Origin of the sequence: Streptomyces sp. NPDC059142 (genome assembly GCF_042755665.1) — a bacterium.
Lineage (GTDB): Bacteria > Actinomycetota > Actinomycetes > Streptomycetales > Streptomycetaceae > Streptomyces.
The window spans coordinates 1-16,509 of the sequence record NZ_JBHZDA010000127.1; the positions used below are offsets into that span (position 1 = coordinate 1).

Below are 16,509 nucleotides of genomic sequence, written 5' to 3' on the forward strand. Positions count from 1 at the left end.
CCCGCGCCCTCCCCGCGGCTCTCCGGGGCGCGGAGGGCGCGGGTCGCCCCCCGCGCGGGGGGGGTGTGGGGGCGGCGCGGGGGGCCCCCGAACTCGGCCGGCGGCTAGTGAGGAGGTGTGAGCACGCCGTCGATGACGTAGATCGTGCCGTTGGTGGTCTTGATGTTGCCGCAGGTGATGCTCGCGGTGTCGTTGACCTTGAAGGAGGTGCCGGACCCTGATGTGGTCAGCGTCGAGCCTTCCTTCGTGGTGAACGTTCCGTGGGACAGCTGGTCGGGGGTGATCTTCTTGTCCACCACGTGGTACGTGAGCTGCTTCTTCAACGCCCCGGTGTTCGCGAGCAGTTTGGTGAGCTGCTCCTTGCCGAGGCTGTTGAAGGCCGTGTTCGTGGGGGCGAACACCGTGATGTCCTGGTCCTTGTTGAGGCTGTCCGTCAGCCCGGCCTTCTTCAAGGCGTCGGCCAGGGTGGAGAGTTCCGGATTGTTCGAGACGGCGGTGGCCAGTTCCTGGGAGGCCATCTCCTTGACGCTTCCGGATCCGCTCTGCGGCAGCTTGGAGCAGCCCGGTCCGAAGGGCTTGTCCCCGCTGGGTACGGAGGACGAGACCGAGGGACTCGGTGAGGGGGTGTCCGCGACCGCGCCGGGCGCGGACAGGGCCGCGGACAGGGGCAGTACGGCTGCCGTGACGGCGGTCGCCAGGACGGCGAGGTGTGAGCGTTTCCTGTACATGGTGGCTCCTCCAGATGTGCCCGGAAGACAGGGCAGATCGTAGGGGACGTCTTCGCCGGGCCGAGGTGGCTTTCTCCCGCCGCCGAGCGGAAGGGGAGACGGCGTGGGTGAGGCGGCATCGCCACAGGTTTGTTCCGCGCCCGATGCCGCTGTCGGCACTCAGACCAATGTCCACGGTAAGCGGAAGTACCCGGCCACCGCACCTCGAACGCGGAGTCACGGCCGAGCCGCCCGGACGGCGGTGAGTTCGTCCAGCGCGGCCCCGAGGCGTGTCAGGGCGGGGGCGATCCAGGGCAGGCTCTGCGGTTCTTCCGCGGTCAGCGCCGTGTGGCGTTGCTGCGGGGTGGCGCCGTACAGGAGGCTGGTGGCGAGCCTGAGGGTCAGGGCGGTGTCGGGTTCGCCGAACACACTGCCGGGCAGGGTGGCGATGCCGTACCGGTCGAGCAGCGCGGTGGCCAGGTCGGCGCCGGTGGCGATTCCCCGGACGCGCAGAGCCTCACGGGCGGGGGCGAAGTCGGGGTAGAGGTAGAAACCGGCCTGGGGAGGGCGGCACCGTGTTCCTGTCGCGAGCAGTCGGGTGTGCACCTCGGTGGCGATACGGGTGTGCAGACGGCGGGCGGCGGCGATGTGCGCGGTGACCTCCGGCGGGTCGCTCAGGGCGTGGGCGGCCACGGCTTGCATGGGCGCGGCCAGGCTGGACCAGATCTCGCTGGCGACCCCGGTCAGTTCCCGGTGCAGATGCTGACCCCAACGGCCCGCCGGGGTACGGGCGAAGCCGATCCGCCACCCGCCCAGGGCCAGGGACTTGCTCAGCCCGGTGGTGACGACGGTGCGCTCGGCCAGGTGGTGCGCCGGGCCGCGGGTGGTGCCGCGGTGGCTCAGTTCGGCGTAGATCTCGTCGCTGACGACCGCGAGGCCGTGGCGGTCCGCGATGGCGCAGACCGCCTCGACCTGCTCGGCGGGGGCGACGGTACCGGTCGGGTTGTCCGGGACGGTGAGGACCAGGACGCCCGGCCGGGCCCCGTTCGCAGCGGCTTGCCGCAGGGCCTGTTCCAGCAGCCCGGGGTCGGGGATGCCGCCGCCCTCGGCCGGGATGGGTACGGAGATGACGCGACGGCCGAGCAGGGCTGCCTGGGCCGCGTAGGAGACCCACGAGGGGCAGGGCAGCACCACGTCACCACCGATCGCGGCCAGCAGGGCGAAGAGCAGGGGCTTGCTGCCCGGGGCGAAGAGGATCTGGCCCGGTTCGGTGAACAGGCCGCGCCGGGTGAACCAGCCGGCGGCGGCGTCCCGGGCCCGCGGCGAGCCGGCGACCGGCCCGTACCCGTTGCGCAGGTGGGCGTCGGCGAGCACCTCGGCCAGGCCAGGGGCGACCGGCAGCCCGGCCTCCCCGAAACCCAGATGGAGTACGTCGTGCCCGGCTTCGAGGCGGGCGTGCACGGCCTCGTCGATGGCGAGCGTGGCGGAGTGGGTCGTCATGGGGAACCGTCCTGTCCGGTACCGGGCTCCGGTGTCGTGGTGCCGCGGCACTCTGCCGGGCACTCGCCCAGCGTGCCCGAGGCATAGCATCGGCAACAGCGCGAAAAAACGGGGCGGGCTTTAAGGAGAGCTGATGCTGGATCTGCGGCGGCTGGAAATCCTGCACCGCTTCGCCGCCCTCGGCACCATCACCGCCACGGCCGCCGACCTGGGGTACTCGCCGTCGGCGATCTCCCAGCAACTGGCCGCCCTGGAGAAGGAAGCCGGTCTCGCGTTGATCGAACGCACCGCCCGGCGCGCGAGTCTGACCGACGCGGGACGCGAACTGGCCGAGCACGCCGCTCTCGTCCTCGCCGCCGCGGAAACCGCCCACAGCCGTATGCGCGCCCGTATCGGCACCGTCGGCGGCCGGGTGACCGTCAGCTGTATCCACGCTCTGGCCCCCGCTCTCGCTCCTCACCTGGCCGCGCTGCAACGCGCGCACCCCGCGTTGAACGTCGTCGCTCACGAGACAGGCTCGGCCACCGCCGCCGCGGCCGTCCTGGACCGCCGCTACGATCTCGCCGTCATCGACGACTGGTCCGCGCGTCCACCGGCCGAGGACTCCGGTCTGTCCGTCCACCGTCTGCGCCGCGAGGACATCGTCCTGGCGGTCCCCGCGGACCACCCACTCGCCGAGCGCTCCGGCCCGGCCACCGCCGCACAGCTACGCCGGCTCGTCCACGACCAGACCTGGCTGTGCGCCCCGGCCGGACAACTCTCCCGAGCCGCGGGCGACCGTTATCTGACCGGCATCGACGCCACACCCCCACGGCGCTGGGAGTTCGAAGGGCTCCACATCCTGGCCGCACTCGTCGCCGGCGGCGCGGGCGTCGCCCTTCTGCCCGCCGGTCTCGTCCAGGAGCAAGCGGGCGTCGCCGGAGTGCGGCCGGTTCCCCGCATGGAGCGCACGATCCTGGCGCTCACCCGGACCACCACCCGGGAAGACCCCGCCGTCGCCGCCTGCCTCCACGCCGCCCGCCAGGCCCTCGGCAGCCGGCACCGATGAGGAACCCGTGGGCCCGGGGCCGTCCGTACGAAGACCGTCCGCGTAGGATCGCCGCCTGAGGGGGTGGCATGACCATGAGAAACCACTGGTGGTGCGCGGCGATCGCGGCGGCACTGCTGCTGACCGGCTGTGGCGGTGGCGCGGAGAGCAACAGCGGGAACGGCAAGGCGGTGGCGCTCACGAAGGAGCAGGCACAGGAGACGCTGCCCGACGGTGAGGCCATGACGGGGTGGAAGGAGTCCCATCCGCCCCAGGCCGTGGAGATGGACCGGACCATCCGTTCGACGGCCTGCCCCATCAAGGACAACGTGGGCTGCGAGAACTCCCGCTTCTACGGCGCCTCGACCTTCCGGCAGGACGACAACGCCGCCAGCGCCACCTTCCTGCTCGTCGCCTACGACAGCGAACAGGCCGCGCGGGCCGCGTACGACGTGCTCTGGGACCGCTACTACGGCACGAGGGCGGGGCAGCGGGCCAAGGCGTTCGATATCGGCCCGATCGGTGACGAGCGCGACGCCCGGTTCGGTACCTCCGGCTACGAGGGCGCGCCCGGCGCGGTGACCCAGGCACGGGTCGGCACGGTGCTGCTGTGGACCTTCGCGAATGCCGCGGACAAGGCCGGCCTCGACGAGGACCGGGTCCGGGACCTGACCACGGTGCTCGCCGAGCGGGCCCGGCAGGCCCAGAACGGGGACACGCCCTCCGCCGCGCTCGACGGCTGACCGATCCGCGGGCGTCCACGGCCCGCCCGTGTCGGCGTCCGGTCACCCGCTCGCCGGGCGGTACGGGAGGCGGGCCCGGACACCGCCGTGCCCCGGCGGGCGAGCAGGTGGCAGCGGCGCCGCACCGGACCGGGTCAACTGCTTTCGAACGTGTCCTTCGCGACCAGCGTCCCCTCGCGGAAGCAGAGCCGGAAGACGGTGAAGGTGTCGGGGTCGTCGCCCTCGTCGGAGGTGAAGTAGCGGCAGGTCGCGCCCTCCGGCGGCTTCGGTCCCCGGTCGTTCAGCCCCAGGGTCACCCACGAGTCCCCGGCGGGCAGTTCGGCGAGCACGTCCGCCTCGGCGTCGCCCACCTTCAGCGATTCGTACACGCGCGGTGAGATGTCGGCCTTCTTCAACTCCTCCCCCATGCGCCTCACCCCCCACACCGCCAGGGCGGCGAGGCCCCCGGCCAGGACGGAGGCGGTGACGGCGCAGCCGATGACGATGTTCTTCCTGCTCATGGCGGTGAACTCTCCTGACGGTTCAGTACGGTTGACGACGACCGCTCCAGCGTCACCCGGAGCGCCCCTCGTCATCTGCCCCACAAAGTCGTCCCCGCGACCGACGAAGGTCGTACCCCCGGCGCCGTACGCCGGCAACGGCGCGCCGTGGTCCGCGGCTGGTCCCGTCCGGTCCCCCGGCGTGAAGCGCCGGGCCTCGCCGCGACGGACCATGACGCGGGGCGTCGGACCTTCAGGGGGCGACCGCTCCCGGAACCCGTGCCGCCGGGCGTCGGTGCGGGCTCTGGAGAAAGGTGATGAGAGCGGCCGTGAGTTCGGCGGGCGCGTCCTCCTGGACGAGGTGGCCCGCGCCGGCGATGCGCTCAAGCCGTGCGTCCGGGATGCGGGCGGCGAGCTCCTGTCCCCTGGCGGGAGGGATCCAGGTGTCGTCCTCGCCCCAGCAGATCAGCGTCGGGACACGGATCTCGCCGTACCGGTCCTGCACCTCGTCGGTGTGGAGCTGGTCGGCCTGGGCGATCTGTCGGTAGAAGGCCGGCTGGCCGAGGTCGCCGAGCCAGGGCCGGACCAGCCGGTCGAGGACGTCCGGGTGCAGGCCCGGGCCGCTCGCCGTACCCACGTACTCACGCACCAGCGCGTGATGGAGTGCGGGCGGCAACTGCTCGAAGACCTCGGAGTGCTCACCGACGAGCCGGAAGAACGGGGAGCCCCACGGCGACAGCGCGACGGGGTCGACCAGGGCGAGCGCGCGGTAGCGGGCGCCGTGCAGCAGATGCGCCCGCAGGGAGACGGCACCGCCGAAGTCGTGGGCGACCACCAGGGGTTCCTCCAGGCCCCAGTGCGTCAGCAGATCGGCGAAGACCCTGCTCTGGGCGGCCAGGGAGACATCCTGGCCGGCGGCCATCTCCGAGGCCCCGTAACCGGGCATGTCCCACACGAACACCTGGTGCCGGCGGGCGAGGGAGCGGGCGACAGCGCGCCAGACGTACGAGGAGAAGGGGGTGCCGTGGAGAAGCACGATCGGGTCCTGGCCGGGTTGTCCGAGACTGCCCCAGCGGACGTCGCCGGACGTGCTCCGGAAGGTCTCGGCCAGTTCCCATTCACTCACGCGCTGTTCCTCTCGGTGGTCCTCCGGCCCGAGCTGGTCGGTCGAGCCGGGTTCGGCCCGGACGGGGGTCTGTCGAACGTACGGCCATGTCCCGTCGACGATGCCACCGGAAGGCGGCGGCTGTTGCCGGGATACGGCCGAAGGCGGCTCGGACAGGATTTTAGTGGCTGGAGATCATTCCGGAGGGAAGGCCGGCGGAATCGCGCGGTCGCGCGGGTGGATTCGCCGCGCCTGCCGCGCGGGTCCGTGCGGCAGGCGCGGTCGTCACGGGAGCCACGCGGCCCGACGCACCCCCTCGACGGACCGCTTCGACGGCGGACGCGGTGGCCGCGCCGCCGGAATCCGGGCCCTCACCTGGCCGGCCCCGCCACCCCGCGAGGGACGGAAGCCGGTGCGACGGCGGCCGCGATGAGCTGGTCCGCCGTGTGCCGCGCCATCTCCGCGGGCTCTGCGACCGTGCCCAGCGACCGGGTGGCGACCGCCCCTTCGAAGATCAGGACCAGTTGGTCCACGAGGAGGCCGGGGTCCGGCGCGCCGGCGGCCTCCGCGAGGGTGAGCATCCGGGTACGCAGCGCGCGCTTGTCCTGGCCGACGACCGCGCGGATCACGCTGCCGGGCTCGGCCAGCGCCACCTGCGCGTTGACGAACGCGTTGCTGCGGAAGCCGTCGCACGGCGCGTGGGCCCACTCGGCCAGCGCGTCGAAGACCGCGAGCAACTGGGCACGGGGGTCCTTCTCCGCCACTTCCGCGCAGTGGTCGAGAACGAGCTGCCAGCGCAGCCGGCGACCATCGGCGTAGGCGAGAAACGCGGCAGTGTTCATGGAGTTCTCCTTGAGGGCGGGCGGTGCGGGCGCACCGCTGGCGATCCGGTTTCCAGGGGACGGAGCGGTTCTCATCCGGACGGAGGCGGGCATACGGCGAGCCCGAGACCTTCGTAAGGGCTATAATCGAAGTTCTTGCATTACCCTAGCATGGAGTAAGGCATGAAGACACTTTTTTCCAATTACAGCTTCGGGGCGGGCCTCGCCACCGACCTCGTCAACACCTCGGCCATCGTCTGGACCAGCACGGGAGAAGTCCTCACTGATCCAGCCGCGTTGGCGCGCTTCCTGGACGAGCACGAGGCGCGGCTCGACTCCCTGCCCCGGGGCGCCCTGCCGACCGACGAGGATCTCGCCCAGGTACTCGCGCTGCGCCAGGAGACGCGCGCTCTGCTGGAGGCCGAGGATGAGGACGAGGTCGCCGAAGGCGCGAACGAGCTGGCCGCACGGGCGTCCGCGGCCCCGACCCTGCTGCGGAACTCCGCCGGGGAGTGGGAATGGCATGTGACCACCGACCCGCGCGCCTCCGTCGCCGACGAGCTCGGCGCCCTCGTGGGGGTCGGGCTGCTCGGCGTCCTGCACACGCTCAGCCACGCCCGCTTCCGGCACTGCGCCTCCCCCGTCTGCGCGGGCATGTTCATCGACACCAGCAAGGCGGGCCGCCGGCGCTACTGCATGCCCGGCCTGTGCGGGAACCGGCTCAACGTCGCCAACCACCGGGCCCGCCGCCAGGGGAACGAGGCGCGCCCGGCGAACGGGAGCGGCACGGGGACGCGGTGAGCCGACGGTTGACGCTGTGGGGGTGGTGACCGGATCACCACCCCCACAGCGCCCATCGTCGGCCCGGGGCCGCGAAAAGAGCCGTAGATGGTGACCCGGTCACCATCCCGGGCGGGTTCAGTGTCGCCGTCACACCTCGCCGGAGAGGGCCTGTCACCCGAAACCTGGTGGAAGTGCGTAGAACACCCCGTGCACCAGGAGGCGTCGCCATGGCCCAAGCCACATCACTGCGGGAACTCACCCGGCCCGCCCGCCCGACGCGTCACCACATCCCCGGCCCGGCGGATGTCGTCACCGAGCTCTGCACCGCCCTCTTCGCACGCTTCCGCGGCTACGACCAGCGCGTCCGCGCCCGGCAGTACATGGACGGGCTGCTCTGGGCGGAGGGGCGCAAGTCGATCGCGAACATCGCGGCCACGGTCGGTGTGCCGGGGGACGAACAGCGGCTGCACCACTTCGTCAACAGCTCCCGCTGGGACGTGGGTCCGGTGCGCCGGGCACTGGCGGCCTTCCTCGGCGGAAACGACCCCGTCCCGGTCTGGGTCGCCCTGCCGGTGTCCATCCCCAAATCGGGCAGGAGCACGGTGGGGGTGTTCCCGCACTTCTCGGCCGAAGACGGTCACCGGGTGGTCGGGCAGCAGGCTTACAGCATGTGGTACGCCTCCGAACGGATGGTCGCGCCGGTGAGCTGGCGACTCCGCGTACCCGATCCCGGACCCGGGCGGCGTCGCACCACGCGGGAGTCGCCCGACGGACTCGCCACCGCCACCGCCCAGAGCTGCGTCGCGAACCTCCTGGACGATGTGGGCGCGTGGCAGGGCGCCCCACGGCTGGTCGTGGCCGATGTCCGGGGCGACGACGAACAGGCCCAGGCGTCGCAGATGTTCCGGCACATGTCGCCCGTCGCCGTGCGCATCAGCGGCCGCACGCTCCTCACCGTGGGCGAACAGCGCCGTGGCGCCGGACACGTCGAGCGTCTCGCTCCCGCCCACTCGGCTCTCGACCGGGCGCGAAGGACACGCTCCGGAGACCGCATTGCGCACGGGAAGAACCCGCCCATGACCGCGGCGGCGAGCGTACGCCTCCCCGGCCCGCGGTACCCCGGCCCGGCCGGCGGTCTCACTCTCCTCGGTGTGTGGAACGAACTGCGGCGGAACCCGGATGAGTTCTGGCTCACCAACGCCGAAGACCCCACGTCACCCGCCCTGTTGCGTGCGACACGGCTGGCCCACAGGGTCGACGCCGGGTGGCGCGCCCGTGGCAGGGATGTCGGACTGCGGGACTACGAAGGACGCTCCTTCCAGGGGTGGCACCGGCACATGACTCTGGCGTCCTGCGCCTACGCGATGGCGGAGTTACGGTCCGAGGAGGCTTCGGGCGGCTCCTCCCTCGGCGCTTGAACGGCCGCGCCGTCCCTCTTCTGCACGAGCACGTCGTGCGTACGGTGCAGCCGAAGCGCCACCTGCACCTCAAGCGCCCGCTCCGGCGTGAGCCAGTCGGCACCGAGCAGTTCGTTGATCCTCTCCAGCCTGCGGGAGACGGTGTTGGGGTGAACGTGGAGCGTCTCCGCGGCACGGCTCGGACTGCCACCGGCGGCGAAGTACGCGTCGAGGGTTCTGGTGAGTTCGGTCGAGCGCTGGGAATCGTAGTCGAGGACCGGTCCGATCGTGGCGCCGATGAAGGTCGCGGCGTCCCGGTTGTCCGACAGCAGCACACCGAGGAAGCCCAGATCCTTGGTGGACGCGTAGGCGCCGATGCTGTTGAGGGAGACCAACGCGTCCAGGCAGCGCAGCGCCTCCTGGTGCGCCTGCTGGATCAGGGCCGGGCTGGCGACCGGGCCCGCGGCTCCCACGGTCACCGGCTGGCCCAGCAGGGGCGTGAGTTCGGTGGAGACGTCGGCGGCGGCGACGCTGGAGTCGGAGGAGGGCAGCAGCAGGGCGATACACCCGTTCTGAATGCTCCTCAGCCCGTCCCTGCGCCGTACGTAGGCGGCCGCCCAACTGGCCGCCCTGCCCTGGGCACCGCCTTCCGGGCGCACCACGACGACGACGTGCGGCCGTTCGAGGTCCACGCTCAGCCTGCGGGCCCGCTGGATGAACTGCCGTGCGGACCGGTGCGGAGCGACCAGCAGATCCTCGAACAGCTCGTCGCGGAACGGGCTCGCGGCCGCGGCCTCGCCGCGGTGTATCTGGAGCAGCACCGCGACCGCCTGGGACGCGAGCCGCAAGGTGGCCTCGGCCGAGTCGTTCAGGGGCTCGTCGGGGTGCAGGAGCAGGACCGCGAGTTCCTCGCTCCCCGCGGCCACCGGCACGACCCAGGTACCCGTGGCGAGGAGAACGGGGGCGCGCCGTACGGAGACCATGCGGGACGCCTCCCACACCTCGGCCTCGTCCACCGGGGGTATCGTTCCGCAGCCGGCCAGCGGGCGGTACTCCATGTCCCGCACCCATGCCGCGCCGTGGAAGGCGCCGGCCACCTCTGAGACAAGGGTGCTCAGGCTGCCGCCCGCGAGAGCACGGTCCACCAGTGCCGCGTGCCGCTCCGCGAGCCTTCGGACCTCGTTGAGCTGTGTCGTGATCCGCGATGTGCCGGACTGGAGGCTCAGCACATCGGCGTGGCTCCGTTCCAGAGTGCGGGTCTTCTCGATGGCCACGGCGGCCATGTCGCCCAGCGAGCTCATCAGGGAGACCTCCCCGACGGTGAAGTGCCGCACGTTGCGGTCGGCGGCGTACAGCACACCGAAGGTGTCTTCGCCGAACGTCAGCGGAGCCGCGATGATGGCCCGCAGCCCCTCGGCGCGGACCACCTCGTCCAGGACTTCGGTGTGCCGCATCCGGGTGTCCGCGAGGTAATCGGAACTCCACATCGGTACGGACCGGGTGATCGCCTCGTCGCCGAGGCCCGCGGAGTACGGGACGCGGTAGCCCACGGTGAGTGCGGACGCGTGGCCGTCCGACGTGCGGACGAAGCTGTCCCCGGCCTCGGCGTCGCGGAAGCTGACGTACGACATGTCCAGGCGGAGCAGCGTCCGGGTACGGCGGGTTATGGTCGACAGCAGCGCGTCGAGGTCGTACGGAAGGGTCAGGTCACGCGCGGTGTCCACGAGCGCGGACAGCTCGGCCTCGCGCTGCTGGCGGCGTGCGAACAGGGCGTGGATACCGGCCGCCATCTGCCCCGCACGCTCCAGGTGGCGCACCGCGTCGGGCCCGGTGGCCTTTTCCCGGGCCCGCCGGATCAGCTCCTCGATCTCGGGCAGGGGAGCCTCTGCGGCGAGCAGTTCGAGAACCGCGAGCATTTCCTCTATACCGGGACGTTCAGGTAAATTCATCTGTTTGATTTCCTTATCTGACAGAGCGTGCGCACACTCCGCTCGCGCCCGCTGACCAGACGGCCCTCACTGCGGGAACCTTCCCTGAACCTTCGACATCGCCGCATGTGGCAAGCATCACACGTCACAGATGGTGTTCGCACCACCATCGCGACGGTCAGGTCTGTCACCGGGTCACCTTCCTGGACGACGGAAGCCATAGAAGAGTCATTGGCCAGGCAGGATTGGTCCCCGGAATCCCGGAGGTTCGATGTTGGACGTGCGAAGTCACCTCAAATCCCTGGAGCGCAGCAAACTGTCCAGGTCCCATCCGAACCGCCCCCGGGTCTTCTCCATCTCGGGTCGCGAATGGGATTTGCTGGACGAGGTTTTCGCGCCGGTCTACTCCCCCTCGACCGGTATCGCCCTCGACCTCCTCGGACTCACGGAATCGAATCCCGAGGCCGCTCCCTCCTCTTTTCTGGAGATCGGCTGCGGGTCCGGGGTCATTTCCGTTCAGGCCGCGCTGTCCAACTGCACGACCGTGGCGATGGACATCAACAGAAACGCCGTGGAGAACACCCGGATGAACGCGGAGCGGCACGGGGTCACCGACCGCCTGACGGTGCTTCACAGCGACCTGTTCGACGCACTCGCCCCCGAGGCCCGGTTCGACCGGATCTTCTGGAGCTCCAACTACGTACTGGCGCCGCCGGACTACTCCTACGGTTCGGTCCACGAGCGCGCGTACATGGACGCCGGATACCGCACCCACCGGCGCTATCTCGAACAGGCGGTGAACCACCTCACCGGCACCGGCTCCGCTCTGCTGCACTTCTGCGAACGGGGCGACGCGGCCGAGCTGGCGCGCATCGCCGAACAGTGCGGTCGTGAACTGCGGGTGCTGCGGCGCCGTACCGTGCTGGAGGGATCCGACCTGATCGAGCACAGTCTGCTCGAAGTGGTTCCGGCGGCAAACCCGCCCGCCCGGGACGACAGCCGTGAACGCGGCTCCGGACAGCTCGCGCGCGTCTGACCGCCGGCGCGCCCCTCGCCTTTCCCCTCCCGGTTTTCCGTCTCGTCCCCCCACGTCTCCAGGAGAAACCGCCCCCATGCGCACCCTGCTGGTCGACAATCACGACTCGTTCACCTACAACCTGTTCGACTACCTGACGCAGATCTCAGGAGAAGAGCCGACAGTTGTCTCCAACGACGACGCGCAATGGCGGATCGCGCATCTCGCGGATTTCGACCGCGTGATCATCTCACCGGGTCCGGGAAGCGCCGCGCGAACGGCCGACTTCGGAATCTGCGGGGAGATGATCCGCGATACCAGGATTCCCCTGCTCGGCGTGTGTCTCGGGCATCAGGGAATCGCTCTGGCCTGTGGAGGAAAGGTGGCCCTGGCACCGGAACCCCGGCACGGGCGGATTTCTCCGGTGGTGCACACGGGGACAGGGGTGTTCACCGGACTGCCCTCTCCGTTCGACGCCACCCGCTACCACTCCCTTGCCGTCACCCAGCTCCCCGGCGAACTGGAGGCGACGGCCTGGTCTCCTGACGGCGTCCTCATGGGAATGCGGCACCGGAATCGGCCGCTGCACGGGGTGCAGTTCCATCCGGAGTCGATCGGAACCGAATGCGGAATGCAGCTCCTGAAGAACTTCGTGGATCTTTCCCCGGGCAGGGGCCCAGGCCGCTCGGCCTCCCCCGGCAGCGCCCGGCGGCGGGCCGGTCGCCCGCCGGAGCAGAAGGCCGGCCCGGAACAACGGCGGTCCCCGAGGCGTCAGTTGCGGGTCCGTGTGCAGCAGGTGCGGACCAGGTGGGACGGCGAAGTCGTCTTCCAGCATCTGTACGGAGCGGCCACACACTCGTTCTGGCTGGACAGCAGCGCTCCCGGCGGCGAACTCGGCCGGTTCTCCTTCATGGGCGACGCCTCCGGGCCGCTCGCCCGCGTGGCCACCGCCGATGCGTCCAGCCGTACGGTCCACGTCGGTTCGCGCGGCGGAACGGAGATCGTCACCGGTGACTTCCTGAGCTGGATCGACCAGGACCTGCGCGGCACGGACGTGCAAGTGCCCCCGACACCCTTCGATTTCACGCTCGGCTGGGTCGGCTGTCTCGGATACGGACTGCGCTCGGGCCCCGTCGCCTCCCCGGCGCACCCGTCGCGGGATCCGGACGCCGCGATGGTCTTCGCCGACCGGGCCGTGGTCCTCGACCACCACGAGCAGACGACGTACCTCCTCGCCCTGGAGGACGACGGGGCGGGTGACCGCGCCGGCGGGAACGCGGAGCAGCACGACACGGCACGTTCCTGGCTGGCCCGGACCGCCCGCCGACTCGAAGACCTGGCGGGTCTGGAACCGGATCCCGCTCCCGCCGCGCCCGCCGACGGCGTGCGGGTGGAGCTGCGCCACGACCGCGACGAGTATCTGGACCTGATCGGGGCCTGCCAGGAGGAGCTGCGGTCCGGTGAGTCGTACGAGATCTGCCTCACCAACATGGCCTCGGCGCGGGTCGACCTCGACCCGTGGCAGAGCTACCGGTATCTGCGCCGTGCCGCTCCCGCCCCGTTCGCGGCGCTGTTGCGGTTCGACGACCTGTCGGTGCTGAGCAGTTCCCCGGAGCGCTTCCTGCGCGTCGGCGCCGACGGCATCGCGGAGTCACGGCCGATCAAGGGGACCAGGCCGCGGGGGAACACGCCCGAGGAGGACGCCGCGCTCGCGGACGAACTGCGGCGGGACGAGAAGGAGCTGGCGGAGAACCGGATGATCGTCGACCTGGTCCGCAACGATCTGGGGCGATGCGCGACAGCCGGTTCGGTCGCCGCCGACGACATCTTCCGCGTGGAGACCTACGCCACCGTCCACCAGCTCGTCAGTACCGTGACCGCTGCCCTGGCCCCCCGCAGCAGCGCCGTCGACTGCGTGCGTGCGGCACATCCCGGAGGTTCCATGACCGGGGCCCCCAAGGAACGGACCATGCGGATCATCGAAAGGCTCGAAGGCGGCGCGCGGGGCATCTACGCGGGAGCCATCGGATACCTCTCCCTCTCGGGGGCGGCCGACCTCAGCATCGTCATCCGCACGGCCGTCCTCACGCCCGGTCTGGTGCGGTACGGCATCGGCGGGGCGATCACCACCCTGTCGGATCCGGAGGCCGAGTTCGAGGAGACCGCCGTCAAGGCGGCTCCCCTGCTGGCCCTGCTGGGAGCCGTGTTCCCCGGTCGCGCCACCGTCCCCGTGCCCGCCCTCACGGATGCGTCCCGCGTCTGAGAACCACGTCGGCGCGCGGAGCCGCTCCCGGGGCACGTCCGCCCGGGGGTGGCTCCCGCGCGTGCCCGCCGGCTCCCGCACCGCCGGGTCGGCCTCCGGGAAGCCGCCCGGTCCTCCTCGGTGGGCTCTCTCAGCGCCGCTCCCACAACGAGCCGACGACCGCGGCCCGGTCCTCCGCCCGCTCTCGTAGCTCCGTGGCGGCCACCTCCACGGCGAGCTCCTCGATGCCCACACCTCCGATCCGTACCTCCGACAGGTGCTCCCGCGCGCCCGCGGCCTCCCCCGAGAGCGTGTCACCTCGCAGTCGTCCGTGCTGGGCCACCGCGTCGAGGGTCCGGGCCGACATCGTCTGGACGGTGTTCCAGGCCACCAGGTCCTCCACCCGGCGCGCGGCCACCGTACGGTCCGCCTCCGCGGCGTCGGGCCAGAGCAGCCGTTGCGGTCTGGCTCCCGCGCTGCGCAGCCTGCGCCAGCCGCTCGTGCCGAGGCGTTCCTCGTACAGGTGGTAGACGGCCCGGGCAAGGGCCAGCGCGGACCGGCCGGGTGGTACGACGGCTCCCTGGCGCTCGCTCAGCGCGGCGTCCATGCGGGCCGTTCCGAAGGAGGCCACCGAGCAGCGGACCATCGAGCGCCCGGCGGCAAGGGCCCGTTCGAGCCCTTCGAAGTAGGCGTCCACCGCGCTCTCGTAGCGACGGGGCGAGTAGAGGTGGCTGACGTTCACCCCGATGCCCTCCGCGACACAGCCACTCACCACCTCCATGCCCGCCGCCGTACCCGGCACCGTGACCAAGAGATTGGGCAGGTTCACCGCGCCGGCCAGGGCCCGTGCCTCGGCGAGCGAGCCGGCCGCGTCGTCGGCGAGCCTCGGGTCCAGCTCGGCGCAGACCCAGCCGTCCTCACCCTGCGTCGAGGCGAACCGTGCCGCGAGCAGGTCGCAGGCCCAGCGGACATCGTGGCGGTGCAATGTCCGCAGGGCCACCTCGGCGCCGACCCCCCGCGCGCCGAGCCCCTCGATCTGTTCGCGGTACACAGTGCCCGCCCGCACCTCGCGCCCAAGTTCCCGCAGAGGCAGTACGGCACCGCTCACCTGGCCCTCCGCGACCCGGCGCTTCAGACTTCCGTCCACGAGATCACGGCGGGTGACCCCGTCCAGCCAGACGCAAACCCCTTCCTGGACCAGGTCCGACAGAGCGGATCCGCTACCGCGCGTCCTCACTTCTTCCACTGCTCACTCACTCTTCTTCTCGTCGGGCGTCACTCTCTCGGACGTTCGGAACCCGGCGCGGGAACGGTCATCGTCGGTCGGTCGGGACGCCCACGCTCCGATGGTGACCTCCGGCTGTGCGGACAGCTCCCGGCCCGGTCGCCGCGACGACGCGACGACCGGTCCCCTCCCTCGCGCCGAGGACACCGCGGTGGACGTCGAACGCCGCGGCGCAGCGGTTCAGAGTGATGTGGTGGAGTCCCGGAGCGCCTTCGTCGAGCAGGCGGCGGCCCATCGTGGTCGCGTACTCCACGCCGATCCGGTACGAGGCGTCCTTGTCGTCCCGGGCCGACTCCAGGCGGTCCGCGAGGCCGGCGGGGAACACGGCACCGCTGAGTTCCGCGAACCGGGCGATCTGGCGGACATCGGTGGCCGGCATGATCTCCGGGATGATCGGAACGTCGCACCCCGCGGCCGTCACCCGGTCACGCAGCCGCAGGTAGTCCTCCACGTCGAAGAACATCTGCGTGATCGCGTAGTCGGCGCCCGCCCGGCACTTGTCGATGAAGTGGCGGATGTCGCTCTCCCAGTCGGGCGACCTCGGGTGCCGTTCGGGGAACGCGGCGACGCCAACGGTGAAGTTCCCCAGCGACCGGACCAGTTCCACGAGTTCGTACGCGTGCCGCAGGCCCCGCGGATGCGGGGTCCACTCGCCTCCTGGATCGCCGGGCGGATCACCGCGGAGCACCAGAACGTCCCGGACACCGGCGTCCGCGTACTGGCCGATGATCCCCCGCAGTTCGGCCACCGAGTGGCCGACCGCGGTGAGATGCGCGACCGGGCGCAGTGTCGTCTCCGCCACGATGCGCCGCGTGACCGCGACCGTACGGTCCCGGGAGGAGCCACCCGCTCCGTACGTGACCGAGACGAACGCGGGCGACAGCGCCTCGGCCCGTCGGATCGCCTGCCACAGCGACCGGTCTCCCGAGGCGGTCCTCGCCGGGAAGAACTCGAAGGAGAAGGAGTACGGGGCGTCGGCCCTCCGGAGCGCGGCGCCCGCGCCTGTCGTGTGCGGCGGATGCTGCACGGCTCACACTCCTGTGACGGCGCGCAGGGCGTCCACGCGGTCGGTGCGTTCCCAGGTGAACTCGGGCAGCTCGCGGCCGAAGTGGCCGTACGCCGCCGTCCGGGCGTAGATCGGGCGCAGCAGGTCGAGGTCGCGGATGATCGCGGCGGGGCGGAGGTCGAAGACCTGGCCGATGGCCTGTTCGATCTTCTCGGGTTCGACGGTGGCCGTGCCGAAGGTCTCGACGAAGAGGCCGACCGGTTCGGCCTTGCCGATCGCGTACGCGACCTGGACCTCGCAGCGGGCGGCGAGGCCCGCGGCCACGACGTTCTTGGCGACCCAGCGCATGGCGTAGGCGGCGGAGCGGTCGACCTTCGACGGGTCCTTGCCGGAGAAGGCGCCGCCGCCGTGGCGGGCCATGCCGCCGTAGGTGTCGATGATGATCTTGCGGCCGGTGAGGCCGGCGTCGCC

15 protein-coding genes are annotated in these 16,509 nt (G+C 71.3%); 6 read left to right on the plus strand and 9 right to left on the minus strand.

The window, feature by feature from the left end; genetic code table 11:
* Nucleotides 1-104 precede the first annotated feature (104 nt).
* Both ACFXPK_RS29920 and ACFXPK_RS29925 read right to left on the minus strand, forming a co-directional pair.
* A complete protein-coding gene (locus tag ACFXPK_RS29920; protein ID WP_385080215.1) occupies nucleotides 105-728 on the minus strand; it encodes a fasciclin domain-containing protein in 624 nt (207 codons plus the stop codon).
* Nucleotides 729-944: 216 nt separating this feature from the next.
* Entirely contained in the window at nucleotides 945-2,207 is a 1,263-nt protein-coding gene (locus ACFXPK_RS29925) for a pyridoxal phosphate-dependent aminotransferase (RefSeq protein ID WP_385080217.1), read from the minus strand.
* 133 nt (nucleotides 2,208-2,340) lie between these two features.
* Between ACFXPK_RS29925 and ACFXPK_RS29930 the strand changes: the two genes are divergently transcribed.
* Together ACFXPK_RS29930 and ACFXPK_RS29935 are read left to right on the plus strand one after the other, a co-directional pair.
* Nucleotides 2,341-3,255, plus strand: a complete 915-nt coding sequence (locus ACFXPK_RS29930) for a LysR family transcriptional regulator (protein WP_385080219.1) — start codon at nucleotides 2,341-2,343, stop codon at nucleotides 3,253-3,255.
* 68 nt (nucleotides 3,256-3,323) lie between these two features.
* On the plus strand, nucleotides 3,324-3,977 hold the full coding sequence (locus ACFXPK_RS29935; RefSeq protein ID WP_385080220.1) for a hypothetical protein: 654 nt from the start codon (nucleotides 3,324-3,326) through the stop codon (nucleotides 3,975-3,977).
* A gap of 134 nt (nucleotides 3,978-4,111) precedes the next feature.
* On the opposite strand, the gene ACFXPK_RS29940 is transcribed toward ACFXPK_RS29935, so the two are convergent.
* The 3 genes from ACFXPK_RS29940 to ACFXPK_RS29950 all read right to left on the minus strand — a co-directional run bounded on the left by ACFXPK_RS29940 (nucleotide 4,112) and on the right by ACFXPK_RS29950 (nucleotide 6,403).
* Nucleotides 4,112-4,477, minus strand: coding sequence for a hypothetical protein (locus ACFXPK_RS29940; RefSeq protein WP_385080222.1), 366 nt, complete (start codon nucleotides 4,475-4,477; stop codon nucleotides 4,112-4,114).
* A 232-nt stretch (nucleotides 4,478-4,709) separates the two neighbouring features.
* Nucleotides 4,710-5,582, minus strand: a complete 873-nt coding sequence (locus tag ACFXPK_RS29945; RefSeq protein ID WP_385080223.1) for an alpha/beta fold hydrolase — start codon at nucleotides 5,580-5,582, stop codon at nucleotides 4,710-4,712.
* Nucleotides 5,583-5,932: 350 nt separating this feature from the next.
* Nucleotides 5,933-6,403, minus strand: coding sequence for a hypothetical protein (locus tag ACFXPK_RS29950; RefSeq protein WP_385005292.1), 471 nt, complete (start codon nucleotides 6,401-6,403; stop codon nucleotides 5,933-5,935).
* 162 nt (nucleotides 6,404-6,565) lie between these two features.
* Between ACFXPK_RS29950 and ACFXPK_RS29955 the strand changes: the two genes are divergently transcribed.
* Together ACFXPK_RS29955 and ACFXPK_RS29960 are read left to right on the plus strand one after the other, a co-directional pair.
* Nucleotides 6,566-7,183, plus strand: a complete 618-nt coding sequence (locus tag ACFXPK_RS29955) for a CGNR zinc finger domain-containing protein (protein ID WP_385080225.1) — start codon at nucleotides 6,566-6,568, stop codon at nucleotides 7,181-7,183.
* A 209-nt stretch (nucleotides 7,184-7,392) separates the two neighbouring features.
* Entirely contained in the window at nucleotides 7,393-8,583 is a 1,191-nt protein-coding gene (locus tag ACFXPK_RS29960) for an IS701 family transposase (protein WP_385080227.1), read from the plus strand.
* On the opposite strand, the gene ACFXPK_RS29965 is transcribed toward ACFXPK_RS29960, so the two are convergent.
* On the minus strand, nucleotides 8,523-10,478 hold the full coding sequence (locus ACFXPK_RS29965; RefSeq protein ID WP_385080229.1) for a helix-turn-helix domain-containing protein: 1,956 nt from the start codon (nucleotides 10,476-10,478) through the stop codon (nucleotides 8,523-8,525). The genes ACFXPK_RS29960 and ACFXPK_RS29965 overlap by 61 nt on opposite strands.
* A gap of 388 nt (nucleotides 10,479-10,866) precedes the next feature.
* Between ACFXPK_RS29965 and ACFXPK_RS29970 the strand changes: the two genes are divergently transcribed.
* Both ACFXPK_RS29970 and pabB read left to right on the plus strand, forming a co-directional pair.
* Nucleotides 10,867-11,526, plus strand: a complete 660-nt coding sequence (locus ACFXPK_RS29970; RefSeq protein ID WP_385080231.1) for a methyltransferase domain-containing protein — start codon at nucleotides 10,867-10,869, stop codon at nucleotides 11,524-11,526.
* Nucleotides 11,527-11,602: 76 nt separating this feature from the next.
* Nucleotides 11,603-13,768, plus strand: coding sequence for an aminodeoxychorismate synthase component I (gene pabB, locus ACFXPK_RS29975; RefSeq protein ID WP_385080233.1), 2,166 nt, complete (start codon nucleotides 11,603-11,605; stop codon nucleotides 13,766-13,768).
* 130 nt (nucleotides 13,769-13,898) lie between these two features.
* Here the strand turns inward: pabB and ACFXPK_RS29980 are convergent, their stop codons facing one another.
* The 3 genes from ACFXPK_RS29980 to ACFXPK_RS29990 form a co-directional block, all read right to left on the minus strand.
* Entirely contained in the window at nucleotides 13,899-14,894 is a 996-nt protein-coding gene (locus ACFXPK_RS29980) for a transaldolase family protein (RefSeq protein ID WP_385080235.1), read from the minus strand.
* A gap of 166 nt (nucleotides 14,895-15,060) precedes the next feature.
* Entirely contained in the window at nucleotides 15,061-16,059 is a 999-nt protein-coding gene (gene metF / locus ACFXPK_RS29985; RefSeq protein WP_385080236.1) for a methylenetetrahydrofolate reductase [NAD(P)H], read from the minus strand.
* Between the two features lie 3 nt (nucleotides 16,060-16,062).
* Nucleotides 16,063-16,509: methionine adenosyltransferase domain-containing protein (locus ACFXPK_RS29990; RefSeq protein WP_385080238.1), on the minus strand; the 447-nt coding region annotated here is incomplete at its 5' end.

Coding starts and splice junctions, on each gene's coding strand:
- ACFXPK_RS29920 (WP_385080215.1), bottom strand. CDS start 728: ATGTACAGGAAACGCTCACACCTCGCCGTCCTGGCGACCGCCGTCACG.
- ACFXPK_RS29925 (WP_385080217.1), bottom strand. CDS start 2,207: ATGACGACCCACTCCGCCACGCTCGCCATCGACGAGGCCGTGCACGCC.
- ACFXPK_RS29930 (WP_385080219.1), top strand. CDS start 2,341: ATGCTGGATCTGCGGCGGCTGGAAATCCTGCACCGCTTCGCCGCCCTC.
- ACFXPK_RS29935 (WP_385080220.1), top strand. CDS start 3,324: ATGACCATGAGAAACCACTGGTGGTGCGCGGCGATCGCGGCGGCACTG.
- ACFXPK_RS29940 (WP_385080222.1), bottom strand. CDS start 4,477: ATGAGCAGGAAGAACATCGTCATCGGCTGCGCCGTCACCGCCTCCGTC.
- ACFXPK_RS29950 (WP_385005292.1), bottom strand. CDS start 6,403: ATGAACACTGCCGCGTTTCTCGCCTACGCCGATGGTCGCCGGCTGCGC.
- ACFXPK_RS29955 (WP_385080225.1), top strand. CDS start 6,566: ATGAAGACACTTTTTTCCAATTACAGCTTCGGGGCGGGCCTCGCCACC.
- ACFXPK_RS29960 (WP_385080227.1), top strand. CDS start 7,393: ATGGCCCAAGCCACATCACTGCGGGAACTCACCCGGCCCGCCCGCCCG.
- ACFXPK_RS29965 (WP_385080229.1), bottom strand. CDS start 10,478: ATGCTCGCGGTTCTCGAACTGCTCGCCGCAGAGGCTCCCCTGCCCGAG.
- pabB (WP_385080233.1), top strand. CDS start 11,603: ATGCGCACCCTGCTGGTCGACAATCACGACTCGTTCACCTACAACCTG.